Genomic DNA, 22,720 nt, shown 5'->3' on the forward strand with positions numbered 1-22,720 from the left:
TGGCGGTCGAGCGCACGGACCTCCCCGTTGTGGCCGAACACCGCCAGATCTGGCACCGCGACCGCTGGCGGTTCCGGGTCGAATCGCTCTCTCGGTCGCTCCGCTTTCCCGACCGCAAGTCGGAGAGCGTTCTCGTCAGCGATGGCACCGAGAACCGCGTCCTACATAAAGCGGACAAGTCGGGCATGGTCAGTGCCCCGGTGTACGCCCCAATCGAAGAAGGGTTTGATTACCTTTCGTATTTTCGTAGCTTGGACGGAATGTTCGAGCTGCCCGATGTGTTCCGGAAGCGGTTGTCGGCAGGTGCGTGGGTGACACGTGGACCGGGAGGGCGGCTGGTATTAGACCTCCCCCCTGTCGAGGAGAAGGGGCTTTACGACAAGCACGGGTTCCAACTTGTCGTAGATCCCGCACAGGGTTTTTTCCCCGTGGAGGTCCGCGTCCTGCGACTGAATCCCGGTGCCAAAACCGCGCTAAGGCGGCTCATGACCGTCGAGGCGTTCACCCGCCTGCCCAACGGGGTGACCGTCCCGGTTAAGGCGACCACCCGGTTGTACAACACGAGCCCAGGGCCGGAACTCGGGCAGGAGGATTATTCGGTCACGGGCGAGGTCGATGTGGCCGGGTCCAAGTGGAACGTTACCCCCCCAGACACGACTTTCCGGCTCGGGTTTCCTGTCGGGACCGTGGTTCACGACACGACCCGGAAGGTGAAATTCATCTCAGGCAGCTCGGACCCGGGTTCCAACGTCGATCAGTTGATTGCTCAGGCCAGCGAGGCCCTTCCGCTCGGTTCGGCCGCGGAGTTCCAAACGGTTTCGAAGACATGGTGGCGGGACTGGCGATGGGCGTGCGGTCTCGTCGCCGCGCTACTTGTTGTGGGGATCACGGCCCTCCGCCTGTTGCGGAGAGGCAAAGCGGCCTAATGGGTGGGGACGGCGATGTGGGGTGCGGGCCTACTGTTTCTAGTCCTTATGCGCCTTTGTTTTCGGGGGCGGGCACGCGCGAGGGGGATCGCCCCACGGGGGGCTTGCCGACTACCAGAGTTGCGGGCTGAACAGCTTCTTCACCGCGTGCCGGCTCCAAGGCGTGCGGATGACATGGGAGGAGGCCCGCGAGAAGTTGGGGGCCTCACGAGACGGCGGCGAGCACACGTTTTCGGACCTCGAGCAAGCCTTCGACCGGGCCGGACTGCCGCACCGCGCGGTTCGCACCTCCCCCCAGCGGCTCAGGTTCTTGCCGGCGCCGGCGGTGGTCCAGACCCGATATGCACACGGGCGCGCAGAACCGCACTTCGTTGTTCTGCTCGGGTCATCGGCCGAAGCCGTTTACCTCCTCGACCCACCGTACCCGATGTTCGCTATGCCCTGGCCGGAGTTCGAACGGGCCTGGACGGGCTACTGCTTACTCGTCGGAAAGCCCGAAGAAGGTCCCCAGCTCGACGCCGCTCTTGCGGCCACCGGCCCGAGCCCGTTGCGCCTATGGGGGCCGCTCGTCGCAGCGTTAGTAGGACTGTCTCTTGCTATGCTGCGGCGGGAGCGTATTGCCCGAGCTGCCGCCCCCGTCGGTCGGGTGATAAGACGTGTCCCGGGTCGGCCGGTAGCTGCGGCCGCCCTAGTCATTGTCACGGCCGGGTGCGGCGCGTGGGTCTGGTGGCCCCGGGCGCTGAGTGGGCCGACCCTCGAGCTTCCGGAGCCGTCCCGGCACCTCGGGCTGCTGTCCTCCGGCCCGCATTCATTCCGCGTGACCGTTCGGAATGTAGGGGCGGAAACGTTGGAGCTTCGCCAGATCCGGTCTTCGTGCATCTGCGCAGTCGTTTCGGCCCCAGCGGCGATCGGGGCGGGGCAGTCGGTGGACCTGGAGGTAGCCCTCCAGGTCCGCGACGGTCCTGGGAGCGCGGCCCTGCGGTTCGTAACAAACGAAGACCCCGACGGGTCAAAACTGGTGATGCTCGCCTGGGTCGGGGTCGGGGCGCCGACGCTCAGCCCCGGCGTCATTGCCGAGGCCATGTCCGACCGGGGCGGAGCCGTGACCCGTACCGTCCGCGTCTTTCACCCCGCGAGCGGTGAAATCCCGCCTCCGGTGTTCAAGCGGATCGAAGCCGAATCGCCGACGATCCAGGCGGTCGTCAATGACCGCCCCGGGCCTGACGACCGGGCGGCCTTGGAATCCAGTCTGTACACACAAAACGTTTTGGCCATCGACGTCACCGCCACGATTCCGGCCGGAGCCACGGCACTGGAAACCACCAGCCATTTGGTCTTTGATTATGCCGGTCGTGAGGTTAAAGTGCCTCTGCGCGTGCAACTCACCGGACGGGCCGAGTTCTCCCCAGATGTGAGCCAAGTCCTTTTTGCCGGGGGCACCGCGAGCGCCCTCGTCGGGCAGTGGCGGGCCGTCACGCTACCGAGCCGCCGTCCCGCAGGTGCGATCCGGGTGACTGGTCTGCCCGAATGGCTTGGGGCGTCTGCCTCGTCCGCCGATGGGGGCGGAACATCAGTCGTACTAACGGTCACTAGCCCCCCGCCGCAGGATGCATCGGCCACGGTGGCAATTACAGCCGGTAACGGCCCCGCCCCGGCCGGCACGGTCCAGGTGTTGGTGTTTACTCAGCCCCCGGAGCGGTGATACCAAATCCGGTCGATCCGCTCATGTTTGAGCTTGCCGCAAATAGTCGAAAATTAAATTTTGCGCCAGGTCTAACAGGTGTCAATCGATCGGATCAGGCATGGAGCCGCAGGAGATCGGCATGACCACACCCACCCGGCGGACCGCATTCACGCTGATTGAACTGGTAGTCGTCCTGGCCATCATCGGCCTGTTGTGCGCGGTGCTGCTCTCAGCGGTGCAGCGGGCGCGGGGGGCGATGAGCCGGGCGGCGTGCCAAAACCAGTTGCGGCAGCTCGGCCTCGCCCTCCACATGTACCACGACGGGCACGGGACCCTTCCGATGGGAAACGCAACGCGCACCCCGTTGCCTGTCGAACCGTACAAGTTTTTGGGTTGGCACGCGCGGATCCTCCCGTATGCCGAGCAGGCGGCGCTCTGGCAAGCCACTGTTGAGGCATTCCGGATGTCTGCGGACCCGTTCACCCCCCCCGCACGTCGGCTTCACCACGCCTATTTCCCTTTTCACGTGCCCGTCCGAGTTGCGAACGCGTTCGCAACTGGAGGGGGCCGGGTTGACCAGCTACCTCGGTGTGTGCGGCACCGATCACACGACAGGTGACGGGATGCTGTTTCGCAGTTCAAGGGTCCGATTCGCGGACGCGACCGATGGGACCTCGAACACGCTTCTCATTTGTGAGCGCCCGCCGAGCACGGGCAATGGGGGGTTCGGATGGTGGTACGCCGGCGTGGGCCAGGATTCGGCCGGTTCGGGCGACATGCTGCTCGGCGTGCGCGAGATCAACCGGCGCTCGTCCAGTTACACGGAGGGCTGCGGGGTTGGCCCGTACCGCTTTTTGTCAGGTGCCGACGAGCCGTGCGACACTTTCCATTTCTGGTCCCGCCACCCCGGCGGGGCGAACGCTGCGTTTGCGGACGGCAGCTTACGATTCTTACGATATGCCGCTGACGAAATGCTCCCCGCACTTGCGACACGTGCAGGGGGCGAAGTAAGTACAGTTCCGGAGTAACTTTTTCCACCTGCTGGCGGCAGGAGGGCCCGCCGCTAGCGGAGGCTGCGATCCACACCGAATCGATCTTCTGGCTGCCGGTTGCCCGCGCCTCAGCGGGGCGGTGGTTCGTGCCGTGCGGAACCCGGTCGACGAGCGACCGTCGTTCGCCGCTGCCCTGGATCATGGGTTGGGCGCGGTGGGTGCCGGAGTACGAGGTGCCACCGGAGGTGATGCGCCGGGTGCGGTCGGCGTCGGCCCCGACCCGACCCGACCCGACCCGACCCGACCCGCGACGTGGCGACGCGATGCGGCGTTACACCGGCCGTTGAGGGGACCGTTACCGGGGCGTGCGAGGAGCGGTCGGGGAGGTCGCGTCAGCAACGGTTCGGACCCGCGTGGTGATCGAGAACCTGAGCCGCCGGTCGCGCGGGTGCGTCTTCCTGCGGCGTGCCCTGGGTGGTGCGTACCTGGACTTGCTCCGGTTCTTCCTGAACCATCGGCGGTTCGGGGGCAGCGAGCACCCCGCCCGTGGACAGGAGTTGGCCCCAGTTGCTCACCGGATGCTCCCATTCGCACGGGGCCGAATGGCTCGGCGACCACCGGTTCACATGCGACGGAGCAACCCCACATGCGCGTGGGAGGATGTGGCCGCGATACACGTGGCCACATCCTCCCACGCGCGTGCTACCCAAAAGTGACACTTTTTGAACTAGGCCGAGACACCGGACAGAAAACCTAGAGCACTTTCGGGTAATGCGTAGCGGAGTTCGGAGCATACAACGCCTATTTTCAAAGCACTGATGGCCGCAGCGTCGCTACGTATTACCCGAAAACGCTCTAGCGGCTACCGCCTACCAGAAGTTGAGCGCAGGGGTTGGCGGGGCGCGATCCGGCCGAGCGCCGGCGCGTGGCTGGCGGCCGTTTGGGAACGGCTTTACGTGCTTCCGTTGCAAAGCCGCAGCGAAATCGAAGGGCGACGAAGAAATGGTCTGGGCGGTCAGGTTTGGTCGTCCGGCCGGTAGTTCATGTCCGCGTCCAGGAAGCTGCGCAGCTCGGCACCGGTCCGCCCGTCGAAGAACTTCCGGTGTGTCGATCCGATGGCGAAGGTGCTAATGTTGCTGCCGCCATCCGGTGCAGTTTCGTAGCCGAGGCCGATGCTACCGGTGAAGCCCGGGTACGCGAAGTAACTCGAAACCTCTTCGCCGGTCTGGCCGTCAAACACTTTGACGTGCCCGTTAACGTTCGCACCGGTCACTACGTCGGCGATGCCGTCTCGGTTGACATCGACCGACAGGACGTTGACCGACCCGACGTAGCCGGTGTACGCGAAGAACGAGCGCGTTGCTTCCCCGGTTCGCCCGTCGAACACCCGAACGTGTCCGTTGGCGCCGGCCGCGGTCACGATGTCGCTGGGGCCGTTACCGTTTGTGGCGGTGACACTCACGGAGACCGAGCCGTTGTAGCCGGGGTACGCAATGAAGCTGTGCAGTTCCGCGCCGGTTTTGCCATCGAACACTTTGACGTGGCCGTTAATGCCGGCCATCAACACGTAATCCCAAACGCCGTCCCCGCTGACATCGGCGCTCGCGGCCACCGCGCCTCCCCCGTCGTAGCCGGCAAAGACTTGCGAGAACGAGGGGGCCGATACGTGCGGGTAGAAGGCGAACGCGCCTTCGCCTTCAATGCTCACCGCCGCGAGCGGTTCGGTTGAGGTGACGGCTGATGACGGCGTCAGCCGGTCTTCGAGCGCCTCGGCTCTGAGTCGGGCACGCAGGTTCGGGTTGTGCGGAGCGAACATCTCAAATCTCGGGGCAGTTTCACCGGACCAGTCGGCCAATGCAACTGGTCCGGTGCGACGTTACGATTGGACCATAGCGGCCCCGGGCGCTCGCGCCAATGTCGTTACCTAACGTGTTACGCGAACCACGCGGGGCGGCCCGAGGGACGGATCTTCATTCACGACCGTGCCGCCACCGCTCAATGGACCTTGACGCTCTAAACGCTTGCCTGGTTTGGCAGGGTAATCAACTGGGTCGGACCGGAGCCCGGAACCGGCTCCACATCCGGTACTCCGTCGCGGTTCACATCCATGTAGCTGGCTATTTCCGTCCAAGTGAACGGGTCGAACCTCTTAACGTGCCCGTCAGGCGCCCGGGTGGTGATGCCATAACTCGACCCGCCGAGTGAACTGTCGTTGGCGGCAATTTCGACGAGACCGTTGTACCCCGGGTACGCCTGGAAGGACGCCCGTTCGATTCGGGTGGCCCCGTCGAACACGCGCACGTGCCCGCCGGTCGGGGCCACAGTTACGACATCCACCATGCCGTCGTAGTTGAGGTCGCCGGTCGCGACCTGAATCGGCCCGTTGTAACCCGCGTACGGCATGAAACTGCCGGCCTCGGCTCCGGTCTGGCCGCCGAACACCTTGACGTGGCCGTTGTCCACCGCCTGCACGACCAGCGGCGCGAACGTGCTGATGGTCGCGCCGCCCGGACCGTACTGTTGCAGCGGGATGCCTCGTTGCACATCCAGGACCACCGCCCCGTTGTAGCCGGGGTACGCGAGGAACGATTGATCGAGCGTCCCGGTCCGGCCGTTGAACACTTTGACGTGAGCGTCCCGGCCCGCCACGGTGATGATGTCCGCGTACCCGTCGCCGTTGACGTCCGCAACGGCGACCCGGACCGAACCGGTGAACTCGGAGTACGCGAAGAACGAACTTCGCTGGACACCGGTGCGACCGTCAAGCACCTTGACGTGCCCGTTCACCGGTGCAATTGCGACGAGATCCGCCGTGCCGTCTCCGCTCACGTCGCCGGCCGCGGCGGCGAACGCTCCGCTGTACCCATCGAAGAGCGGCGCGCGCAGCGACTGGCTCAGGTCGATCGCCGGCGTGAGCCGGTCTTCGAGCGGCTCGCAGTTCAAAACGCGCGTTTTGTTTGTGCTGTGTGGCGAAGGCATCATGCACCTGGTTGAAGCGTTCCGAAGGGCACCCGGTGAGCGGATCGCCCTTCGGGCCTGAGCCCGGCAACGTGCCGTTACTTACGTGGTCATTACGATATTCGTTCGTGGCTGTACAGCGGGGCGGGTTCAGAACGTGGTTATTCCGAACCTTCTGTCGCTGCTTGAACACGTACGACGGACGATCTGCGCCGCGGTGTTTGCGCAGGAGTGTAAAAAATCGCGGACGCGCCCTGGCCCCTTGCGGCAGTAACTACATCCCGACGCCCGGAGGCCCCAGTGAACCGCTTGCGCCCTAATCCGCTCCCGGTCGTGCAGTTGCGCGCCGCGCTCGCGTCGTCCCTCGACGCGCTCCCGGACGCCGAACTGCTTGACCGGTTCGCCCGGTACGCGGATCACCCGGCCTTTGAGGTGCTGCTCCGGCGGCACGGGCCGATGGTGTTCGGGGTGTGCCGCCGCACCCTCGGCGGGTCCGCGGACGCGGACGACGCGTTCCAGGCGACGTTCCTGGTGTTCCTGCGGAAGGCGAAGACGGTGCGCGGCGAGCGGCTCGGGCCGTGGCTGTACGGGGTGGCGTGGCGGGTCGCGCAGAAGGCCCGGACGCGGGCCGCCCGGTTGGCCGCGCACCGCACCGAGGGTGTCGATATGCTCCCCGCCGCCGACGAAAACGCGCCGATTCCCGACTGGCTCCCGGTCCTCGATGCCGAACTGAACGCGCTGCCCGCGAAGTACCGCGACGCGCTCGTCTTTTGCGAACTTCAGGGGCGGTCGCGGGCCGAGGCGGCGCGGGAACTGGGCCTGCGTGAAGGGACGCTCTCCAGCCGGTTGGCCCGCGGGCGCGAGCTGTTACGGAAACGTTTGCTGAAGCACGGCACGCTGCTCCCGGCGGGCGGTGTCGCGGCGCTGTTCACTGTGGCCGAGGTGGGCCGCGCAACGGTACCGGCTGCGCTCCTGACCGTGGTGTCCGAACTGGCAAAAAGTGGCGCGACCGGGGCGGTCCCGGTCGCGGCGGCCCGACTCACGGACGAGGTGCTCAAATCCATGTTCCTCACGAAACTGCGGACGACCGGTGCGCTCGCATTGCTCGTTTGTGCGACGGCCGGACTCACGGCTGGGTGGTCGCCTGAATCGAGCTTTCCAGCAGCGGAGTCCAACCTAGCCGCGAAGGCGAGCGAGCCGCCGAAGCGGACGGAAGACAAGCCGGTGGTGGCGCCGCAACCGGCGGACAAGAAGCCCGTTGCGCCGAAGCTCACGGACCGCGAGGCGCTTCAAGGGTGGTGGATTGCTGACAGCGTCGACTTCGGCAACAATGCGAGCGATGACGAGAAAAAAGCGCTCCTCCGTCAGGAAGGGCGGCTGCATTTCTTGGTGGCCGGGGACGTATTTTGGAAGATCACAGCCGGTCGTAGTGTGGTCCCCCAGAAGTTCCATCTCGATACGGACAAGAACCCGAGATGGTTGACTCTCAGCGGATTTGATCCCGACGAGAGCCGTCAGGATAAAGCCATCTACGAACTCGACGGTGATGCCCTCCGCGTCTGCATGTCTGTTCGAGGCAACGGTCCGCGTCCCGCCGAATTCACACGCGAGTTCTTCTCTCCGGAGGATGAGCCCCTCATGGTGCTGCATCTCCGTCGCGGGAAACGACTCCCGGTAAGTGAAACAGGACTCGTAGGTTCCTGGGCGGGGACCGAAGCTGCCGTTCAGGAGAACATTAACGGGCCGGGGAAGCGGGCGCCCGCGCCGCGCATCGAAGTCATCGGGGGGTATCTGTTCGCCCGACCAGTCGCAAACGGCAACGCCGCATCTTGGTTCGGGGGCACCTACACGATTGATGCTACGAAGAACCCCAAATGGGTTGATGTGGACCTTTTTGCCCCAGTCGAGGAAGGGAAGGGGATGAAGCTATACGGCTGCTACGAGATGGCCGACGGTCGGCTGAGAATGGCACTCGGCACCCGAAGAACCACACGCCCGCTCGATTTCAAAGGCGACAATGACACATTCGTGTTCGATGTGACACCGGCGAAACCACCTCGAACTGACATCTCCGCTCAGCCCACGCCGCAAATCGTACCGGCCGGCGCGCCCGCCAATGACTGCCCGCTTCCTGACAAGATGGAAGTGCCATTGAATCCCAAAGACCTCGCTGACGAAGCTGCCGTTGCGCGCCACTTGCAGGCGTGGGAAAAGTGGACGGCTCAGGTAACTAACTTTCGCGCCGAGGTTAAGCTGAAACGGACAGATGCGAGCACCGGCAATACGAAGACGCTCAGCGGCGCCACGCTATACATGAAGCCCCATTTCGCGGTTCTGCGACTGAACAACCCGGACGACAGCGCCAATGCCGACTACGAGGCGTACATCTGCAACGAAACCGCAGTATACGCTTACAACGGTCTGGCGAAAACGGTTACCGAGTTTAAACGACCACCAACACTGAACTCCGAGGCCGCGCTGTTCGGGTTCCATTTCCTCAGCGGTATGAAGGCCGATGAGCTACAAGAGCGGTTCGCCATCTCACTCTTCAAGACCGACCAACACTACCTCTACCTGGACATCAAGCCCCGGCTTGCGAAAGAGCAGTGCGAGTTTCAGCACCTGCGGTTGGCCCTGTACAATCCGGGGCCGTTGACCAAGGACGTTTCGTACCTGCCCGCAGCGGCGCACGTGATCAAACCGGACGGCGAAAAAGAGCAGTGGTGGTTCACAAATCCGCAGGCGAACATTCCGGGCGTGAGGCCGGAACACTTTCAGTACGTGGAGATCAGAGACAAAGGGTGGAAGGTGCAGAAGGCCCCCGAAGGGCCGAAACCCGCCCCGCCTGCTCAGGCGGACGGGCGGGTGCAGCGCCTCATAAAAGCCGGAGACTTCGCAGAAGCCGAAACGCTCCTCCGCTCCCGGCTCCCACAGCAGACCGGGCTGAACGCTGCTGAGGACCGGTTGATGCTTGGCATCTGCGTGCTCAGGCGGGCGCGGGACCTGAGCACCAAACCGGGCGACGAGCCGACGCTGGCTCCGAAGCTGACGGCCGAGGCGCTGAAATTGTTCGACGAGGCCACCGCCGGCACCGCGGGCCGGACGGATGACGAGCGCGCCGCCCGCGTGCGGACCCAAACGGATGTCTGGCGTATCTGGGCTCTCAGTTCGGGGGACGATTTCGATAAACTCGTTTCGGCCGCCACAGCCGTTTACGAGCGACACCAGCACCGCGTCGAAGGGCTCATTGCCTTGGGCGTGTTGCACGAGGCTCACACGAAGCGCGGGGACGACGAGCGGGTCGCGGCCGTGCGGAAGCAGATCGACGCCCTGTTTGCCAAACTCAAGGATAAGCCGGGTGCCTTCCCCGAAACGTTCGGCGAGTACAGCCGGGGGTACTGGGAACAGCAGTGGTTTCTGGAAGAAAAGCGCAAACAGATGAAGGGCCGGCCGTGACGGCCGCGGCCCCAGACCGCCTGTCGTGGTTGCCCGGCGCCTCAATCCGGGCATCCCGCTTTCGGATCGGCGACTCGGAGCGCCCGGCTCCGGTCACACCTTGAACACTTCTCTCACGTTGTCGCGCAGGAGCCGCGTGCCCAGAGCGACGGCGTCCGTCTCACTCAGCACCCCGGGCCGCACGAACTCGTCCGCCAGTACTCCCGCCAGGATGCGGCGGTACATCCCGTACTTGGGCTTCACGAACTCCAGCTTGTACGCGTCCGAGTAGTACCCGATCAGCTTCGTCTTGGGCACCGCGGTGACGCGCTCGGTCAGGTCCTTGCGGATGAACGGCGGGGTATTCGAGTACCACCAGTGCCCGTTCGGCAGCACGTTCGGGAAGATCCACGAGTACGCCATCAGCTCCTGGTTCTGTGCGCTTGTAAGCACCGAGACCGGGAACGTCACTTCCGGGAACGCGTTGAACAGGTCCCGGTACTGGATCAGGCTGGTGCGCTGGTCGAACAGGTCCTGACCCTGGTACACGCCCTTCGGGTACACCTTGCGGTTCACCCCGATCATCAGGTCGAACGGCAGGCGGAAGTCGCGGCACAACTCGGCGATCAGCCAGAAGATGCCCGAGGCCAGGTCGTGGTAGTCGTGGAACTGCATCTGCTCGTAGAAGTGCTCGTCGTCGAACGGGGCCGGGTGGAAGGTCGGCGGCAGCGAGATGGCGCACGCCTTCGCCCCGTTCTGCGTGAACCGCAGGAACACTTTCGCCAGCGCTCGCCGCAGGCTCGCGGCGTCGTGGACGTGGGTGCCCGTGGTCGCCTCCAGGCGCCGCCGCGTTTCCGGCTTATCGAAGTGGAACACCAGCGTGTCGGTCCGCAGGCACGGGACGTACTTGGCGGTGTCGAACCCGGTGAGCGGGTCGTCGAACTCGTTCGTCAGGAAGATCTTCTCGAGTCGTGTCTTCTCGAACACCTGCTTTTCCCAGTCGGGCTGGGCGAACGTCTTCTGTGCGGCGTCGAACAGCTTGTCCGCGTCGCTCGCGGAGACGCGGGTCTCGCTTTCGGGCAACCCCAGAAAGGTGTGGGCGATGTCGATGAACCAGGCGTACTGCGCGGTGTTGTCGTAGCGGTCCATGAACTTGACGATCTCGCGCACCCGGTCGCGCGGGTCGGCTTCGGGCGCGAGCAGCGTCTGGGGCATCCCGGCGGAGTGCGCCAGTTCCGTGTAGTAGTGGTAGCCGAGGATGTCGTCGAGCGACTTCGAAACCGGCTTCAACGGGTCGATGTGTGAGTGCGGGTCGATGAGCGGAACCTTGGAGAGGGCGGACTCCAGGTTCTGAACCAGTTGATCGAGAGGCATCTCGCACCTCGTGTTGGTAATTTGGGAACCGGTCACGGTAACTTTTACACGTTCTACGCCGGAACCAACCCGGCAAGAATTACAAACCCTGAGCACTTTAGAAGAGCGGCGTGCATTCTCGGAGCCAGTCCGGGCTCGCAGCATTTTCTTAAGAGTCGGTACCAAATGAGTTTGTGTCCGCGGTAATAGCTACGGTCGGCGTGGCTGCGAGAATTGGCACGATCGGTGCTTTAGATACAACCGTTCGCGACGCACAACCCCCAAGTGACTCGCGAATCGGTGCCGGGCCTGCTTCTGACTCACCTTCCCCCAAGGCCGAGTCAACCCCCAAAGCGACCCGGCACCGCGAGAACAACGACCGTCGGCTTTCCCCCAAAGTCGCGGTCACGAGAGAGATTTCCCCCCTCTCTCGGACTCATCACACAACACGTCCGATCCCCCGTCTGACGGCAACCTTCCCCCAAGCCGCCGCCCTCCCCCAGGGCGGCGGTCCGTCTTTTTACGCTTCCAATAGTTCAGAGCTCCAAGTTGGGCGCAGTCCAATGAAGCGTGTCGTTCCGAGTGCCTGCGTCCACCCACCAATTATGCTTTAATCGGACCTAGTATCACTCTGGCACGTCGAGAAAGCGGAAGGCGCCGCTCTCCACTTCGAGAAGCGCCACGGTGAACGTGTCTGCCCGTTTCAGCGCACCGGGGTTAATACGCCGAACCGTTCCGGCTGTGGTGAACGCGGCAACGTGCGTGTGGCCGCTCAGCAGGTAGTCCGGCCCCTCTCCAAGCAAGTGCCGCACGTCCGAACTCATGTGACCGTGGGTGACCGCAATGCGTTTCCCTGCCGCTTCGATCACCCCGCACCAACCGAGACACTCGACGCCGGTACCCGCTGCGGCCCGGTAAAGGTAGGGAACCGAGTCCGCGTCGTGGTTGCCGAACACGAACCAGGCCGGGAGCACTGCGAGCAACTCCACGATCGCCGCGGACGCCAGATCCCCACAATGAACCAGTGCCTCCGCGCCCGCGGCGCGCAACATTTCAATGGCGCGCCGGGTGCGTTCGATCTCGTCGTGCGTGTCCGAAAGGATGCCCAGGCGCATCGCCGCTCCTGCGTCAGTTAAGAAAGCGGGTTCTCGGGGAGCGCAAAAACCGGCGCCAACAGGTACAACCGTATCAAAACTGGAAGTCGATGAACGCGGCCTTCGCTCCGAAGAGGGCGAGCGGGTCATTTGCCACGCCCGTAGCTATGACTTAATCTTATATACTATTAAATTATCAATCGCTGTCAGGATCAGCATTAGTTGCAAGCCGCTTAGTAGAGTGATATGTATGTTCAGGCCATATTCCTATCGTTCCCGCGCGGCGCGCGAGGTGTCGGCGGTTGGCGGGAGCGCCGGCAACTGAGCAACGATGCCTGCCAACTCGCGCTTGAGCGACGGGGCAACACGGTATTCGGACACGGGCGGGTGCCCTCGATTCGCACCCGCCCTACAGCCCGCAGCTGAACCCGACCGAGCGGTTCGGGAAGACGTTCCGGCGACGCGCCACACAACCGCCTCTTCGGCACCTTGGCGGACCTGAATGCGTCGATCCGGGTCAACCTACGCTACTTCCAGACCGTCCCTCGATAAGGTCAAAAGCCCTTATCGAGGGACGGCCCAATCGCAAGATCGGCAGGGGCAATGAGACAGCTTCGGTGGTTCATGTATCAGACACCATTCGGCCTTGAATATTCAGCGAAAGTGACCTTGCCCCTGAAGCAGGTTTAGCTAAAAAAATGTGTGTGCGGGATTGGTATATCGGCTGTGCCCAGCCTTCCCAAGGCTGTGAGAGGGGTTCGACTCCCCTATCCCGCTCTTCTAAACCCTTTAGCCGCAATCATTTCTGGCGGTTTGCAGTTGGCTAAGCTGGCAAAATCGCTGCTTTTCATCACCGGTGCTAGATGATTCCACGATCCTCCGGGATTGGTGGTCTCGTGCCCATCACACACGCTTTTGTGGTTCCGGACCCGTGGCGGCACGTCGACTGCCGATCAGAACTCGTGAACGGTTATGATCTCGCGGCAACAGCTTAGGTTTATTACAGGATCCAACCGGATCGGTATCCGGCACCTCGTGCGTTTTACCCCCGGAGCACATACACCACCGATACCGCGTTGAACAGCGCGTGGACGAGGACCGGCACCAGCAGACCATTGGTGCGAGCGGCGAGGTAGCCGAGGGCCAGCCCGAGCGCGAACAGCGCGATCGGGTTGGGCCACGTCGGGTGGACCAGCGCGAAGAACGCGGCCGTCGCGTACACCGCCCGCGCCCGCCGCGCCCCGGTGCGCGTGACGCGGTACAGCACCGCCAACCCTACCACCAGCACCGCCGCGAACGCAACCGGTTGCCATTTTTCATCGGCCGCCGCCGCGGCGGCCGAGAACAGCCCGGCGACGAGCAGCACGAGCCAGGGGCGCATCCCGGTCACCGGCGTCACCCCCAGCCCCGGGAACCGGATGCGGCCCGTGCTCCACCACAGGATGATCCCGCGGAACAGCACTTCCTCACTCACCGGCGCGATCACACACGCCCCCAGAACGAGCAAGGCCTGATCGAGCAGCGGCCGCTGTCCCAGTTTGGTCAGCGAGTGCGCTTCGGGGGGCGCGCCGAGTGCCACGGCGACCGCATTCACGACCGCGTTCAAAAGCAGCACGGCGGGTGTGACCAGGAGCCACGCGGCAACCGCCAGCGCCACCTTGTTCGGTACGCTCCCGTTGGCGGCCGGACGCCAGCGCGCGTGCAGCGAGTACCGGACGAGTGCCAGGGCTCCGAGAACGATCGGGAGCGCGAACAGGCCGGCCCACAGCCCGCGCAGGGTGCTCGCTTCGGCCTTCTGGTCCGCGGGCACGTCTTTCGCCGAGAGCGGCGGGAACCCGTCCCCGTACACGAACTGGAAGAACCCACCGCTGTCGAGTACCTGGAGTGTCGTGATCGGTATCACGGCGACGACCGCCAGGAACGTGACGGCCACCTCGAACCCGCTCCACGGGACCGGAAACGGTTTCCAGCGCGGGAGTAGCGGTTCGCCGCGGGGGCGGAGCGCGTGCGCCACCAACCCGACCGGCACCGCCCCGGCCGCGACCAGTGCGCCGGCCGTCGCCATGCGCACCACTTCCGACAGATCGATCTGCACGTCAAACCCTTGTAAAGCGCCTCACCGGCCGGGCCGTAGCGGTTAAAATACCTCTTTACACGAGGTCCGCACAGAGAACGATCGCCTTCGCCGCAGCGGACCCGCGTTGCGGCTGCGCCGGCGTGTCGGCTACGATCGAGCGGCCCGGCGCCCGTTCCCGCTCCGAGAGCCGACTCATGTCTCTGCGCGCCTGTTCGGTCGTTCTGTTTGTAACCGTGTTCGGTTCAGCCCCGCTCCCGGCCGGCGACAAGAAGCCGTACACCGGCGCCGCCTGCGCGGCAGAAGGCGATTCGTACTTCCGGGACGAGGTGTGGACCAAGGTCGGGGCGCGCAAGTGCCTCACCTGTCACAAACCCGGCGGCGATGCGGCGGACAGCGCGTTCGTGCTCAAAGACCCCCGGAAAGCCGAAGGCGTCGCACAAGATGAGGCGCTGCGGCACAACCGCGATGCGTTCGCCAAGTTCGCTGCCATACCTGAGAAAGACGCCAAGGGACAGGCGCGGTTGCTGCTGAAGCCGCTCGGAAAGCTCGACCACGGCGGCGGTGAAATCATCACCGCCGACTCGACCGAGTATCGCGTGCTGAATGCCTTCGTGCGCCGGGTGAACAACCCGAAGGGCGCGGAACTGGCCCTCGATCCCAATGCAGGGCCCTTCTTCGAAGGCGTCGTGATGCTGGACGACGCCCGGTTGCTCCGGCGCGTCACGTTGCAACTGGCGGGCCGGCTCCCGACCGGCGCGGAACTCGCCGCGGTCGCGAAAGACGGGCGTCACGCGCTGCCCGCCATCCTCGACGCTGTCATGAAGGAGGAGGCGTTTTACCTGCGGCTCCGCGAGGGCTTCAACGACATCTTCCTGACGGCCGGCGTTGACGGGAACCCGGACCAGTCGGTGCTCTCCTACGAGCACTTCGAGAAGACGCGGCTCTGGTACCAGAAGTTCGACCTCGGCCATATCGCGGACGAGGCCGAGCGCCGCAAGGCGGGCTACAAACTTGCCGCCGACTACCGCAAATCGCTGCTCGAAGAGCCGATGCGGCTGGTCGAGTACGTCGTCCGCAACGACCGCCCGTTCACAGAAATCGTGACGGCCGATTACATCATGGTGTCGCCGTACTCGGCGCGCGGTTACGGCGTCTTCGAGCCGCTCAAGGGGCAGTTCAAGAACCCCGACGACCCGTTCGAGTTCGTACCGGTGAAACTGAAGGCGCTCGTCGGGCGCAGCAAGCCCGAGAACCAGGACTCCGCGACGGGTTATTACCCGCACGCCGGGCTGCTCAGCACGTTCCAGTACCTTGCCCGTTACCCCACCACCGAGACCAACCGCAACCGCCTCCGGGCCAGAATGTACTACCAGCACTTCCTCGGGGTGGACGTGCTGGAACTGGCGGCGCGCGTCTCGGACGCCGCGACCGCGCAAACGAAGTTCGCGGTGCCGACGATGCAGGCGCCCGAGTGCGCGGTGTGCCACAAAACGCTGGACCCGGTCGCGGGGCTGTTTCAGGACTACTGGCGGTTCGCCGAACGGGGCGTGTACGGGAAACGCAAGGGCGGCTGGTTCACGGACATGTTCGGCCCCGGGTTCGAGGGCGAGCGCCTGCCCGCGTCGGAGCGCTGGCGGGCGCTCCAGTGGCTCGGTGAGCGGACCGCGAAAGACCCGCGGTTCGCGGTCACGATGACGGAGCACGTGTATTACGTCCTGACCGGGCGCCGGGCGCTCCTACCGCCGAAGGACATCGAAGACCCGCTGTATCCGGCCCGCGCGCGAGCGTACCTTACGCAGCGCAAGGAGGTGGAGCGGGTTGCGGCACAACTCGCGAAGAGCGGCTTTAACCTCAAAGTGGCGTTCAAGGAGTGGATCGCATCGGACTTCTACCGGGCCGACGGGCTCGCGACCGTGGCCCAGGACCCGGCGCGCCGGGCCGAACTGGACGACGTGGGCGTGGTGCGGATGCTAACGCCGGAGCAACTCGAGCGGAAAATCGGTGCCGTGTTCGGCGCGCGCTGGGGCCGGCTCGAGGGCGAAATCGCGTCGCTCTACGGTGCCATCGACTCCAAGGAAACGACGGACCGGCCGGCGGACCCGAGCGGGGCGATGGGCGCGATCCAGCGCATCATGTCGAACGACGTGGCGTGCAAGAACGTGGCCCGCGACTTCGCCCGCCCCGCGAAAGAGCGCGTGCTGTTCCCCGGGATCGAACCCGAGGTGGTCCCGGGCGCGTCGGCCGACGGGGACCGACAGATCCGCCAGGCGATCGCGCACCTGCACCGGCGCCTCCTGGGCCAGGACGCCGCTGTCGATTCGGGCGACGTGAGCCGCACGTTCAAACTGTTCGCGGCGGTCGTTGCGGACGCGAAGGCGGCAAAGGGCGTCGAGAAGCGCGAGGCGTATGGGTGCCGGCAGGGCGGGGCGCTGGCTGATGACCCGCAGTACACGGTGCGGGCGTGGCGTGCGGTGGTCACATACCTGTTGCGGCAGCCGGCGTTTTTGTACGAGTAAAGTTTGTGATGACTGTTTATTAGGGCGATTGTGCCCTCCCTGTTGCGCTTGGGACTGGCGGCTATTGGTCGATCGGGTGGAGCGGAGGGCCGTAACGGGGCTACCGTTTGAACTCCAGGTGCGGGTTCTCCCACAGGGCCTCGTCGATCGCTGCACCTCGGTGCCACGGCGCGTTGTCGATCCGAAGCGCCGCCCGCTTGTGGCTCTCGCCCGGGCACATCCAGGCCACGCGCCGCAGGTGCGACGCGAACCTCTCTTGCCTCTGCCGGTGTTGCTCTTGCCGGAACGGCGGGAACACCCGAGGTCGGTGGCGATGTCCCCGTGGGACCGACCCCGGTGAGACATCAGGACGATCGGCACCCGGTGCCGAATCTTCGCCTCCGCGACCGTGCGGAACACGCCTTCAAGGCTCGCGGCGGTGGCGGCGGACAGGTTAACCCGGATCGTCGGTCGGCTCCAACCGGACGTCGCTCGCCGCCCGGATCGATTATTCACCACCATCCGGATCGTGAATGAGACTGCACTAGTCAAGGTGGTGCTGCTGAGCGGCAACGGTTGGTCACTGCCCCAACGGGAGCAGAAGTTCGAGTGGGTGCTTCGTGGGGCGGCTCAACGAAAGGTATCGGAGCGGCCCGGGCGCAACTGCCCCAGAACCGTGATCCGACGCGCGCAAGTTCCCCCATCGACCACATGCTACACCGCCACCCGATACAAAGTCAGTGCCATCGGGCCCGAGGCCCGCGCGCCGGACCAAACCAAGTTTGGGACGCGGTCACTTCGCCTTCGGCAGCAGTTCGCGAGCTGTCAGCCAGTCAGAAAGCCGGTCGGGCCAGGTCCCGACCGAATTCTCCCCGCCCGTCCACTTCGGATCGCTGCCCAAGCCGACGCCGTGCCGCCCCTTTTCGTAAATGTGCATCTCGACCGGCACGCCGGCCTTCTTGCACGCGAGGTAGAACCGCACCGCGTTCTCCGGCACCACTGCCGTGTCCGCGCTGGTGTGAAAGATGAATGCCGGCGGCACGTCTTTCTTCACCTGTTTCTCGTTGGAATACAACTCGATCAGTTTGGCGTCGGGCTTGTCGCCGAGCAGGTTCTTGCGCGAGCCGCCGTGCGTCACCCCGTCCTCCATCGAGATCACCGGGTACGCCAGGATCACGAAGTCCGGGCGGCTGCTCTCCTTTTCAACGTCATCGTCGTTCTTCAGCCCGGCCTTTTCATAGTGCGTGGCGGCGGTGCTCGCGAGGTGCCCGCCGGCGGAGAACCCCATGATCCCGACGCGGCGCGGGTCGATGGCGTAGTCCTTCGCCTTCGCGCGGACCAGACGGATCGCCCGCTGCGCGTCCAGGAGCGGCGCCTCGCCGAGCGGTCCCGGGCGATCCTTCGTCACGATCCGGTACTTCAGTACGAACGCGGTCACGCCCTGTTTGACGAAGAACTCGGCAACCTGCTTTCCTTCGTGGTCGTTGGCGAGGAACCCGTACCCGCCGCCCGGGCAGACGACGACCGCGGTGCCGTTCGGTTTCTCGGGACGGTACGCGGTCAGTTCGGGCTTGTCGGTGGGCGAGTCGCTGACCGCCAGGGGCGCTTTCCCGGGCCACAGGGGGAACGTTTGCGGCGCCGGGTCGGCCGCGGCGGTCGCGGTCAGGAGCAGCAGGGGCAACATGACGGACTCCGGATGGAGAAAAGAAGCGGTGCTGATGATACCCGGCCTCCGCGCAACCGCCACGCGCCGTTTTCGGTTACGTTCTCACGTGGCGCAACCGAACTTTTTTCTGCCCGGTTGAACCGTATACTACGTGTGCCGCTCTAACGAAGCGGGTAGGGTAACTCGGGGGCGATCTGGTATCGACCGGGTGTCGGAAGTGTTCGGTGGCGTGTCGTGGTTGATCAGCTGGCCACGTAAAAAGCCGATCAAAATTTAACTGCTGAACCGCAGTACTCCCTCGCGGCTTAAGTGCCGAGAGCCGTTCTGGCAGCTTCGCCTGAGAGGTGCTAGTCCGGACGCAAGTCAGGCTCGCGGGAACTCGAGGAGAGGGGACAACCACCCGATCCGCCTCGGCGGCCGTTCCTGCTAAAAACATCTGGCCGATAGTTGTGTCGGGGTCCCGCTCGTAGGAACCCGGTAACAACGAACGCGCGGCGGCCCGTTAAACGGTGCGCCGCAGGAATATACGAGCTACACACGTAGATGCCGGCGCGGAAGCGCCTCGGGACCGGGGTTCGATTCCCCGCGCCTCCACTCAGGATGAGTTGTGTAAATGTGAAGATCGCGATTTATTTTGATTTTTTGTTCTGCGGTACTCTTGGAGACACTCATTCTTAAGGGCATTCGAACTGGTGCAGGACGCGGAGGCGGAAGTTCTTGAAGTTGACATGCCGAACGCCCACCACAGGATAGTCCGGATGCCGTGGTTCAGTCCCTCCGTTCAACCGTTACTGCTGCGTGCTCGGCAGTAGTCGGTGTTCTCCTCCATCCAGCCCGCTCTCTTGGCCGCTTTCAAGTACGCCACAACCGTCGCTTTCTCGCGGTTCTCCAGCACGTCGAGCACGCACCGGTGGTCGTGATCGACGATCACGGCGACGAACTGCCGGTGCCGCTTTTTAATGACAGCTCGTCGATCCCGATGCGCCGGATCGGGGCCGTCGGGACCTTCGCGGCCCACTGCTGCTGGCGCCCCAGGTACTCCTAGCACCCGTCCTCCAGGTTCTTCTCGGGGAGCGCAAAGAACCGGGCCGCGTTGGCCACATCGGCATGTTGGATCAGTTCGGCGGCCCGGCGGAGCAAGCGCTCGCTGGCATGGGCACCGTCCGCCAAGAAGCCGATCGGCGGGGTGAAGCAACACGCGCACGCGCCGCATGCGACCGGATCGACCCGAACGGTTAACTCGACCGCCCGGGATCCGATCGGCAGGTCCACGATCCGCTCGCGATTGCGGCGTTGCTTGACCGCCTCGGTGGGCTTGCCGCAGTGCGGACAAATGCCCACCGCGTGGCGTGGCGTCACGGTGAAACAATGCCGCTGGTTGGGCACGTCGTTGTCATGGTGGACGACAAAGCCCGGTGAGTCGAGGAGTTCGGTCCAGAAGTTCAACGCGGTTGTGTTGGCCATCGCGAAGCTCGGAGTGGGGTTGGGCCGCCGCGCCCGGCTCGAACATGGTACCTCGGTTCAGTACTTTTCCACAAGAGTGGCGGAGAACCCAGGGCTACGCAGAGATCCAAACTCGGTTGAATGACAACGGGAGCGAAATGTCGTAACTCCTTGTTTTTCAATCCCTTCGTCGTTTTATCGAGTGGCTCAGCTAGCTGCCCAAGCTACCCAAATTAAACCCTTGCGCAGCCCTGACCGAGAACCCAAATACATTTCGGGTGCCGTGTCGATGCGCGCCTGAAGGGGGCGGCGAAGTTTTCCCGGAGCCATTCGCGCTCCCACTCCAGAGCGAAGAGTTCGCAGGCGCCCAGAACGATGCCGGGAGTCGCCGTGGTTCCCAACCGGTTCCGTTCCCGCACATAAGTGATCGCCCGCGCGCACTGCAGGCGCTCGGCCTCCGTGCGGTGTTCGGTGGCCCGCGTGGGCATCCGTGCCTCCCAAAAAACGATGAGATGAGGATGCCCGCTTGACACCGCCCCAAACAATAGGCACACCCCCCGGTCCGAGATTCCCCTTGTCCGCGGCGCGCGATTCCCACATTCTGGCTGCAATCCCTCCTAACCGGGCCGAACACTAATGAGCCTTCCCGCCGTCACCTCACGCGGTCGTAACCTCGCGCTTCTTGCCGCCCTGCTCGGCTGGATGTTCGACGGTATGGAAATGGGACTGTTCCCGCTCGTCGGCCGGGACGCACTGAGCGAGTGGCTCCGCGACGGCACAGACCCGTCGAAGCAGGTCGACAAGTGGTACGGAATTGTGCTGGCATGTTTCCTTGTCGGGGCAGCAACGGGGGGCGTGCTGTTCGGCTGGCTCGGTGACAAGATCGGCCGCGTTCGCGCGATGACCGTTAGCATCCTGATGTACTCGCTGTGCAGCGGGCTGTCGGCCGCGTCACAATCGCCCGAGCAACTGGCGGTGCTTCGGTTCGTCGGCGCGCTCGGCATGGGCGGCGAATGGGCCCTCGGCGTCGCGCTGGTCATGGAGCTGTGGCCCGGCGCCTCGCGCGCCCTCATGGCCGGGTTGATCGGCGCGTTCGGTAACCTCGGGTACCTGATTTGCGGCGGCATCGCACTCGGGCTGAGCCCCAACCGCACATCGCCGGCGGACATCCAGAACGCGCTCACCACGATCGGGCTCTCGACCGACTGGGCCGCTCAGCTCACCGCGGGCAACAACTGGCGGTTGCTCATGCTGGTCGGCGCGCTGCCTGCCCTGCTGACAATGGCCCTTCGGCTGTTCGTGCCCGAATCGGAAAAGTGGATGCACGAAAAGGAATCCGGACGCGCCGCCCTGTGGTCGGAGCGGGACCTCGCGGGCGTGCTGGTGGGGGCGGGAGCGGCGGGTGTGGTCATTGTGCTGTGGGCTCTCTCCGACCCGTTCACGTTCACAATCCAACAGACCGCGTTCACGGTCCCGGTTCCGTTCTGGGTGCGGGTCGTCGGCTCGCTCGTCGGTCTGGTGGTGGTGGTGCTCGGCTACCTCTACCCCGCGCGCGGGTACCTCACCCGCAGCGGCCTTTCGCCCGAAGCGCGCGCGACCACACTTCGTCGGATGCTCCTTGGGGCGGGGCTCAGTGGGGTCGCGCTTCTGGGAACCTGGGCCGGGCTGATGTGGATGTACCAGTGGGTCGGCGACCTTCCCGGGGGCAAATCGCCGGACGCGCGGGCGTGGATGCAGGTGTCATCGTCGATCGGAGCCGCACTCGGGTGCATGGCCGGCGCACTGTTGTGCGGCCCGTTCGGGCGCCGGCCCGTTTACGCAGCCCTGTGTATCGCCTCAATGCTGGCGATGGTCGGGTTTTACCAGCAGGGGCAACTCTACGAAGGCGGGAAGCCGCCGTTCGGTGCTATGTTCGTCCTCGCATCGGGTTTGCTGGGGCTGATATCGGCCTCGTTCTACGGTTGGCTTCCGCTGTACTTACCCGAACTGTTCCCGACCGCCGTCCGAGCGACCGGTCAGGGGTTCGGGTTTAACTTCGGGCGCATCATCGCGGCGGCGGGCAACCTGCAAATGGCCAACCTGCTGGCCTACTTCGACAAAGATTACTCGCGAGCGTGCGCCCTGGTCGCCGGGGTGTACATGGTAGGCCTTGTGCTGATCGCGTTCGCGCCCGAAACGAAGGGCAGACCGCTCCCGGAATAAAATGGCGAGTGATGGTAATTTATTGCTATTGCTTGTATAATTTTATAGTAATTTGCACAATAATTTACGTCCTGGGGGCTGGTCCGTTGAACGCTTCATCAGTGTTAGTACTACTCCGTTAGATTTGAATCGGATGTACGTGCGGCACCCGCCAGTTGGCACCGTCCGGCTTGGTCCACGGGCGCAATGGCTGTTGCAAGACGCGCCGCACCCCGGGCGGGGTCGGGGCGGTTCGGGGTCCCGTTTTTTAACCGCTTCGGGCGGGTGTTCTGGGGCCGCTCGCGTTCGGCCCCGAGCCGGTGCCGCAGACCAACAGGGCCATCGCCGCGTGGTGGTGGAACCCGCGCTACGACCGCCCCTCGAAGTGGCCCAGCCCTGACTCTGCCTTCAACTGC

At 64.5% G+C, this 22,720-nt stretch carries 15 protein-coding genes, 1 tRNA gene, 1 other RNA gene and 2 pseudogenes; 10 read left to right on the forward strand and 9 right to left on the reverse strand.

Annotated elements, in window-relative coordinates; translation table 11 throughout:
* The first annotated feature begins 29 nt into the window (after positions 1-29).
* The 5 genes and pseudogenes from R5W23_RS17830 (at position 30) to R5W23_RS32715 (ending at position 3,638) form a co-directional block, all read left to right on the forward strand.
* The gene (locus tag R5W23_RS17830; RefSeq protein ID WP_320687458.1) at positions 30-926 is read left to right on the forward strand and encodes a hypothetical protein; all 897 of its coding nucleotides are present in this window, start codon (positions 30-32) and stop codon (positions 924-926) included.
* 124 nt (positions 927-1,050) lie between these two features.
* Positions 1,051-1,410 (forward strand): annotated as a pseudogene (locus R5W23_RS32710) (cysteine peptidase family C39 domain-containing protein); the annotation flags it as partial.
* 537 nt (positions 1,411-1,947) lie between these two features.
* Positions 1,948-2,628, forward strand: a complete 681-nt coding sequence (locus tag R5W23_RS17835; protein ID WP_320687459.1) for a hypothetical protein — start codon at positions 1,948-1,950, stop codon at positions 2,626-2,628.
* Between the two features lie 121 nt (positions 2,629-2,749).
* Complete coding sequence (locus tag R5W23_RS17840) at positions 2,750-3,229, forward strand: DUF1559 family PulG-like putative transporter (RefSeq protein WP_320687460.1); 480 nt, start codon at positions 2,750-2,752, stop codon at positions 3,227-3,229.
* Positions 3,150-3,638, forward strand: coding sequence for a DUF1559 family PulG-like putative transporter (locus tag R5W23_RS32715; protein ID WP_407936144.1), 489 nt, complete (start codon positions 3,150-3,152; stop codon positions 3,636-3,638). The genes R5W23_RS17840 and R5W23_RS32715 overlap by 80 nt, the downstream gene beginning before the upstream one ends.
* Before the next feature lie 979 nt (positions 3,639-4,617).
* Here the strand turns inward: R5W23_RS32715 and R5W23_RS17845 are convergent.
* Together R5W23_RS17845 and R5W23_RS17850 are read right to left on the reverse strand one after the other, a co-directional pair.
* Entirely contained in the window at positions 4,618-5,418 is an 801-nt protein-coding gene (locus R5W23_RS17845) for a WD40 repeat domain-containing protein (RefSeq protein WP_261188579.1), read from the reverse strand.
* A gap of 197 nt (positions 5,419-5,615) precedes the next feature.
* On the reverse strand, positions 5,616-6,545 hold the full coding sequence (locus tag R5W23_RS17850; RefSeq protein WP_320687461.1) for an FG-GAP-like repeat-containing protein: 930 nt from the start codon (positions 6,543-6,545) through the stop codon (positions 5,616-5,618).
* A 315-nt stretch (positions 6,546-6,860) separates the two neighbouring features.
* Here R5W23_RS17850 and R5W23_RS17855 point away from each other — a divergent pair, with 315 nt between their 5' ends.
* Positions 6,861-10,016 (forward strand): TIGR03009 domain-containing protein, encoded by a 3,156-nt coding sequence (locus R5W23_RS17855; protein ID WP_320687462.1) that lies wholly within the window; start codon positions 6,861-6,863, stop codon positions 10,014-10,016.
* Between the two features lie 102 nt (positions 10,017-10,118).
* Here the strand turns inward: R5W23_RS17855 and R5W23_RS17860 are convergent.
* A pseudogene (locus tag R5W23_RS17860) lies at positions 10,119-11,333 on the reverse strand (glucuronate isomerase); the annotation flags it as partial.
* A 641-nt stretch (positions 11,334-11,974) separates the two neighbouring features.
* The gene (locus tag R5W23_RS17865) at positions 11,975-12,463 is read right to left on the reverse strand and encodes a metallophosphoesterase family protein (RefSeq protein WP_320687464.1); all 489 of its coding nucleotides are present in this window, start codon (positions 12,461-12,463) and stop codon (positions 11,975-11,977) included.
* Between the two features lie 685 nt (positions 12,464-13,148).
* On the opposite strand from R5W23_RS17865, the gene R5W23_RS17870 reads away from it, so the two are divergent.
* A tRNA-Gly gene (locus tag R5W23_RS17870) sits at positions 13,149-13,219 on the forward strand.
* A 265-nt stretch (positions 13,220-13,484) separates the two neighbouring features.
* On the opposite strand, the gene R5W23_RS17875 is transcribed toward R5W23_RS17870, so the two are convergent.
* Complete coding sequence (locus R5W23_RS17875; RefSeq protein WP_320687465.1) at positions 13,485-14,537, reverse strand: CPBP family intramembrane glutamic endopeptidase; 1,053 nt, start codon at positions 14,535-14,537, stop codon at positions 13,485-13,487.
* 55 nt (positions 14,538-14,592) lie between these two features.
* Positions 14,593-14,715 (reverse strand): hypothetical protein, encoded by a 123-nt coding sequence (locus R5W23_RS17880; RefSeq protein ID WP_320687466.1) that lies wholly within the window; start codon positions 14,713-14,715, stop codon positions 14,593-14,595.
* Here R5W23_RS17880 and R5W23_RS17885 point away from each other — a divergent pair.
* A complete protein-coding gene (locus tag R5W23_RS17885; protein ID WP_320687467.1) occupies positions 14,714-17,035 on the forward strand; it encodes a hypothetical protein in 2,322 nt (773 codons plus the stop codon). The two genes, R5W23_RS17880 and R5W23_RS17885, sit on opposite strands and share 2 nt — an antisense overlap.
* A 772-nt stretch (positions 17,036-17,807) precedes the next feature.
* Here R5W23_RS17885 and R5W23_RS17890 read toward each other — a convergent pair.
* Positions 17,808-18,698 carry an alpha/beta hydrolase gene (locus R5W23_RS17890; RefSeq protein WP_320687468.1) on the reverse strand — a complete coding sequence of 297 codons (891 nt, stop codon included), beginning with the start codon at positions 18,696-18,698 and terminating at the stop codon, positions 17,808-17,810.
* A gap of 167 nt (positions 18,699-18,865) precedes the next feature.
* Here R5W23_RS17890 and ssrA point away from each other — a divergent pair.
* Positions 18,866-19,277, forward strand: a transfer-messenger RNA (tmRNA) gene (gene ssrA, locus R5W23_RS17895).
* Between the two features lie 184 nt (positions 19,278-19,461).
* Here the strand turns inward: ssrA and R5W23_RS17900 are convergent.
* Positions 19,462-19,698, reverse strand: a complete 237-nt coding sequence (locus R5W23_RS17900) for a hypothetical protein (RefSeq protein WP_320687469.1) — start codon at positions 19,696-19,698, stop codon at positions 19,462-19,464.
* A 23-nt stretch (positions 19,699-19,721) separates the two neighbouring features.
* A complete protein-coding gene (locus R5W23_RS17905; protein WP_320687470.1) occupies positions 19,722-20,144 on the reverse strand; it encodes a hypothetical protein in 423 nt (140 codons plus the stop codon).
* Positions 20,145-20,759: 615 nt separating this feature from the next.
* On the opposite strand from R5W23_RS17905, the gene R5W23_RS17910 reads away from it, so the two are divergent.
* Complete coding sequence (locus R5W23_RS17910; RefSeq protein ID WP_320687471.1) at positions 20,760-22,325, forward strand: MFS transporter; 1,566 nt, start codon at positions 20,760-20,762, stop codon at positions 22,323-22,325.
* Positions 22,326-22,720 lie beyond the last annotated feature (395 nt).

It is taken from the genome of Gemmata algarum (assembly GCF_034097035.1).
Lineage (GTDB): Bacteria > Planctomycetota > Planctomycetia > Gemmatales > Gemmataceae > Gemmata > Gemmata algarum.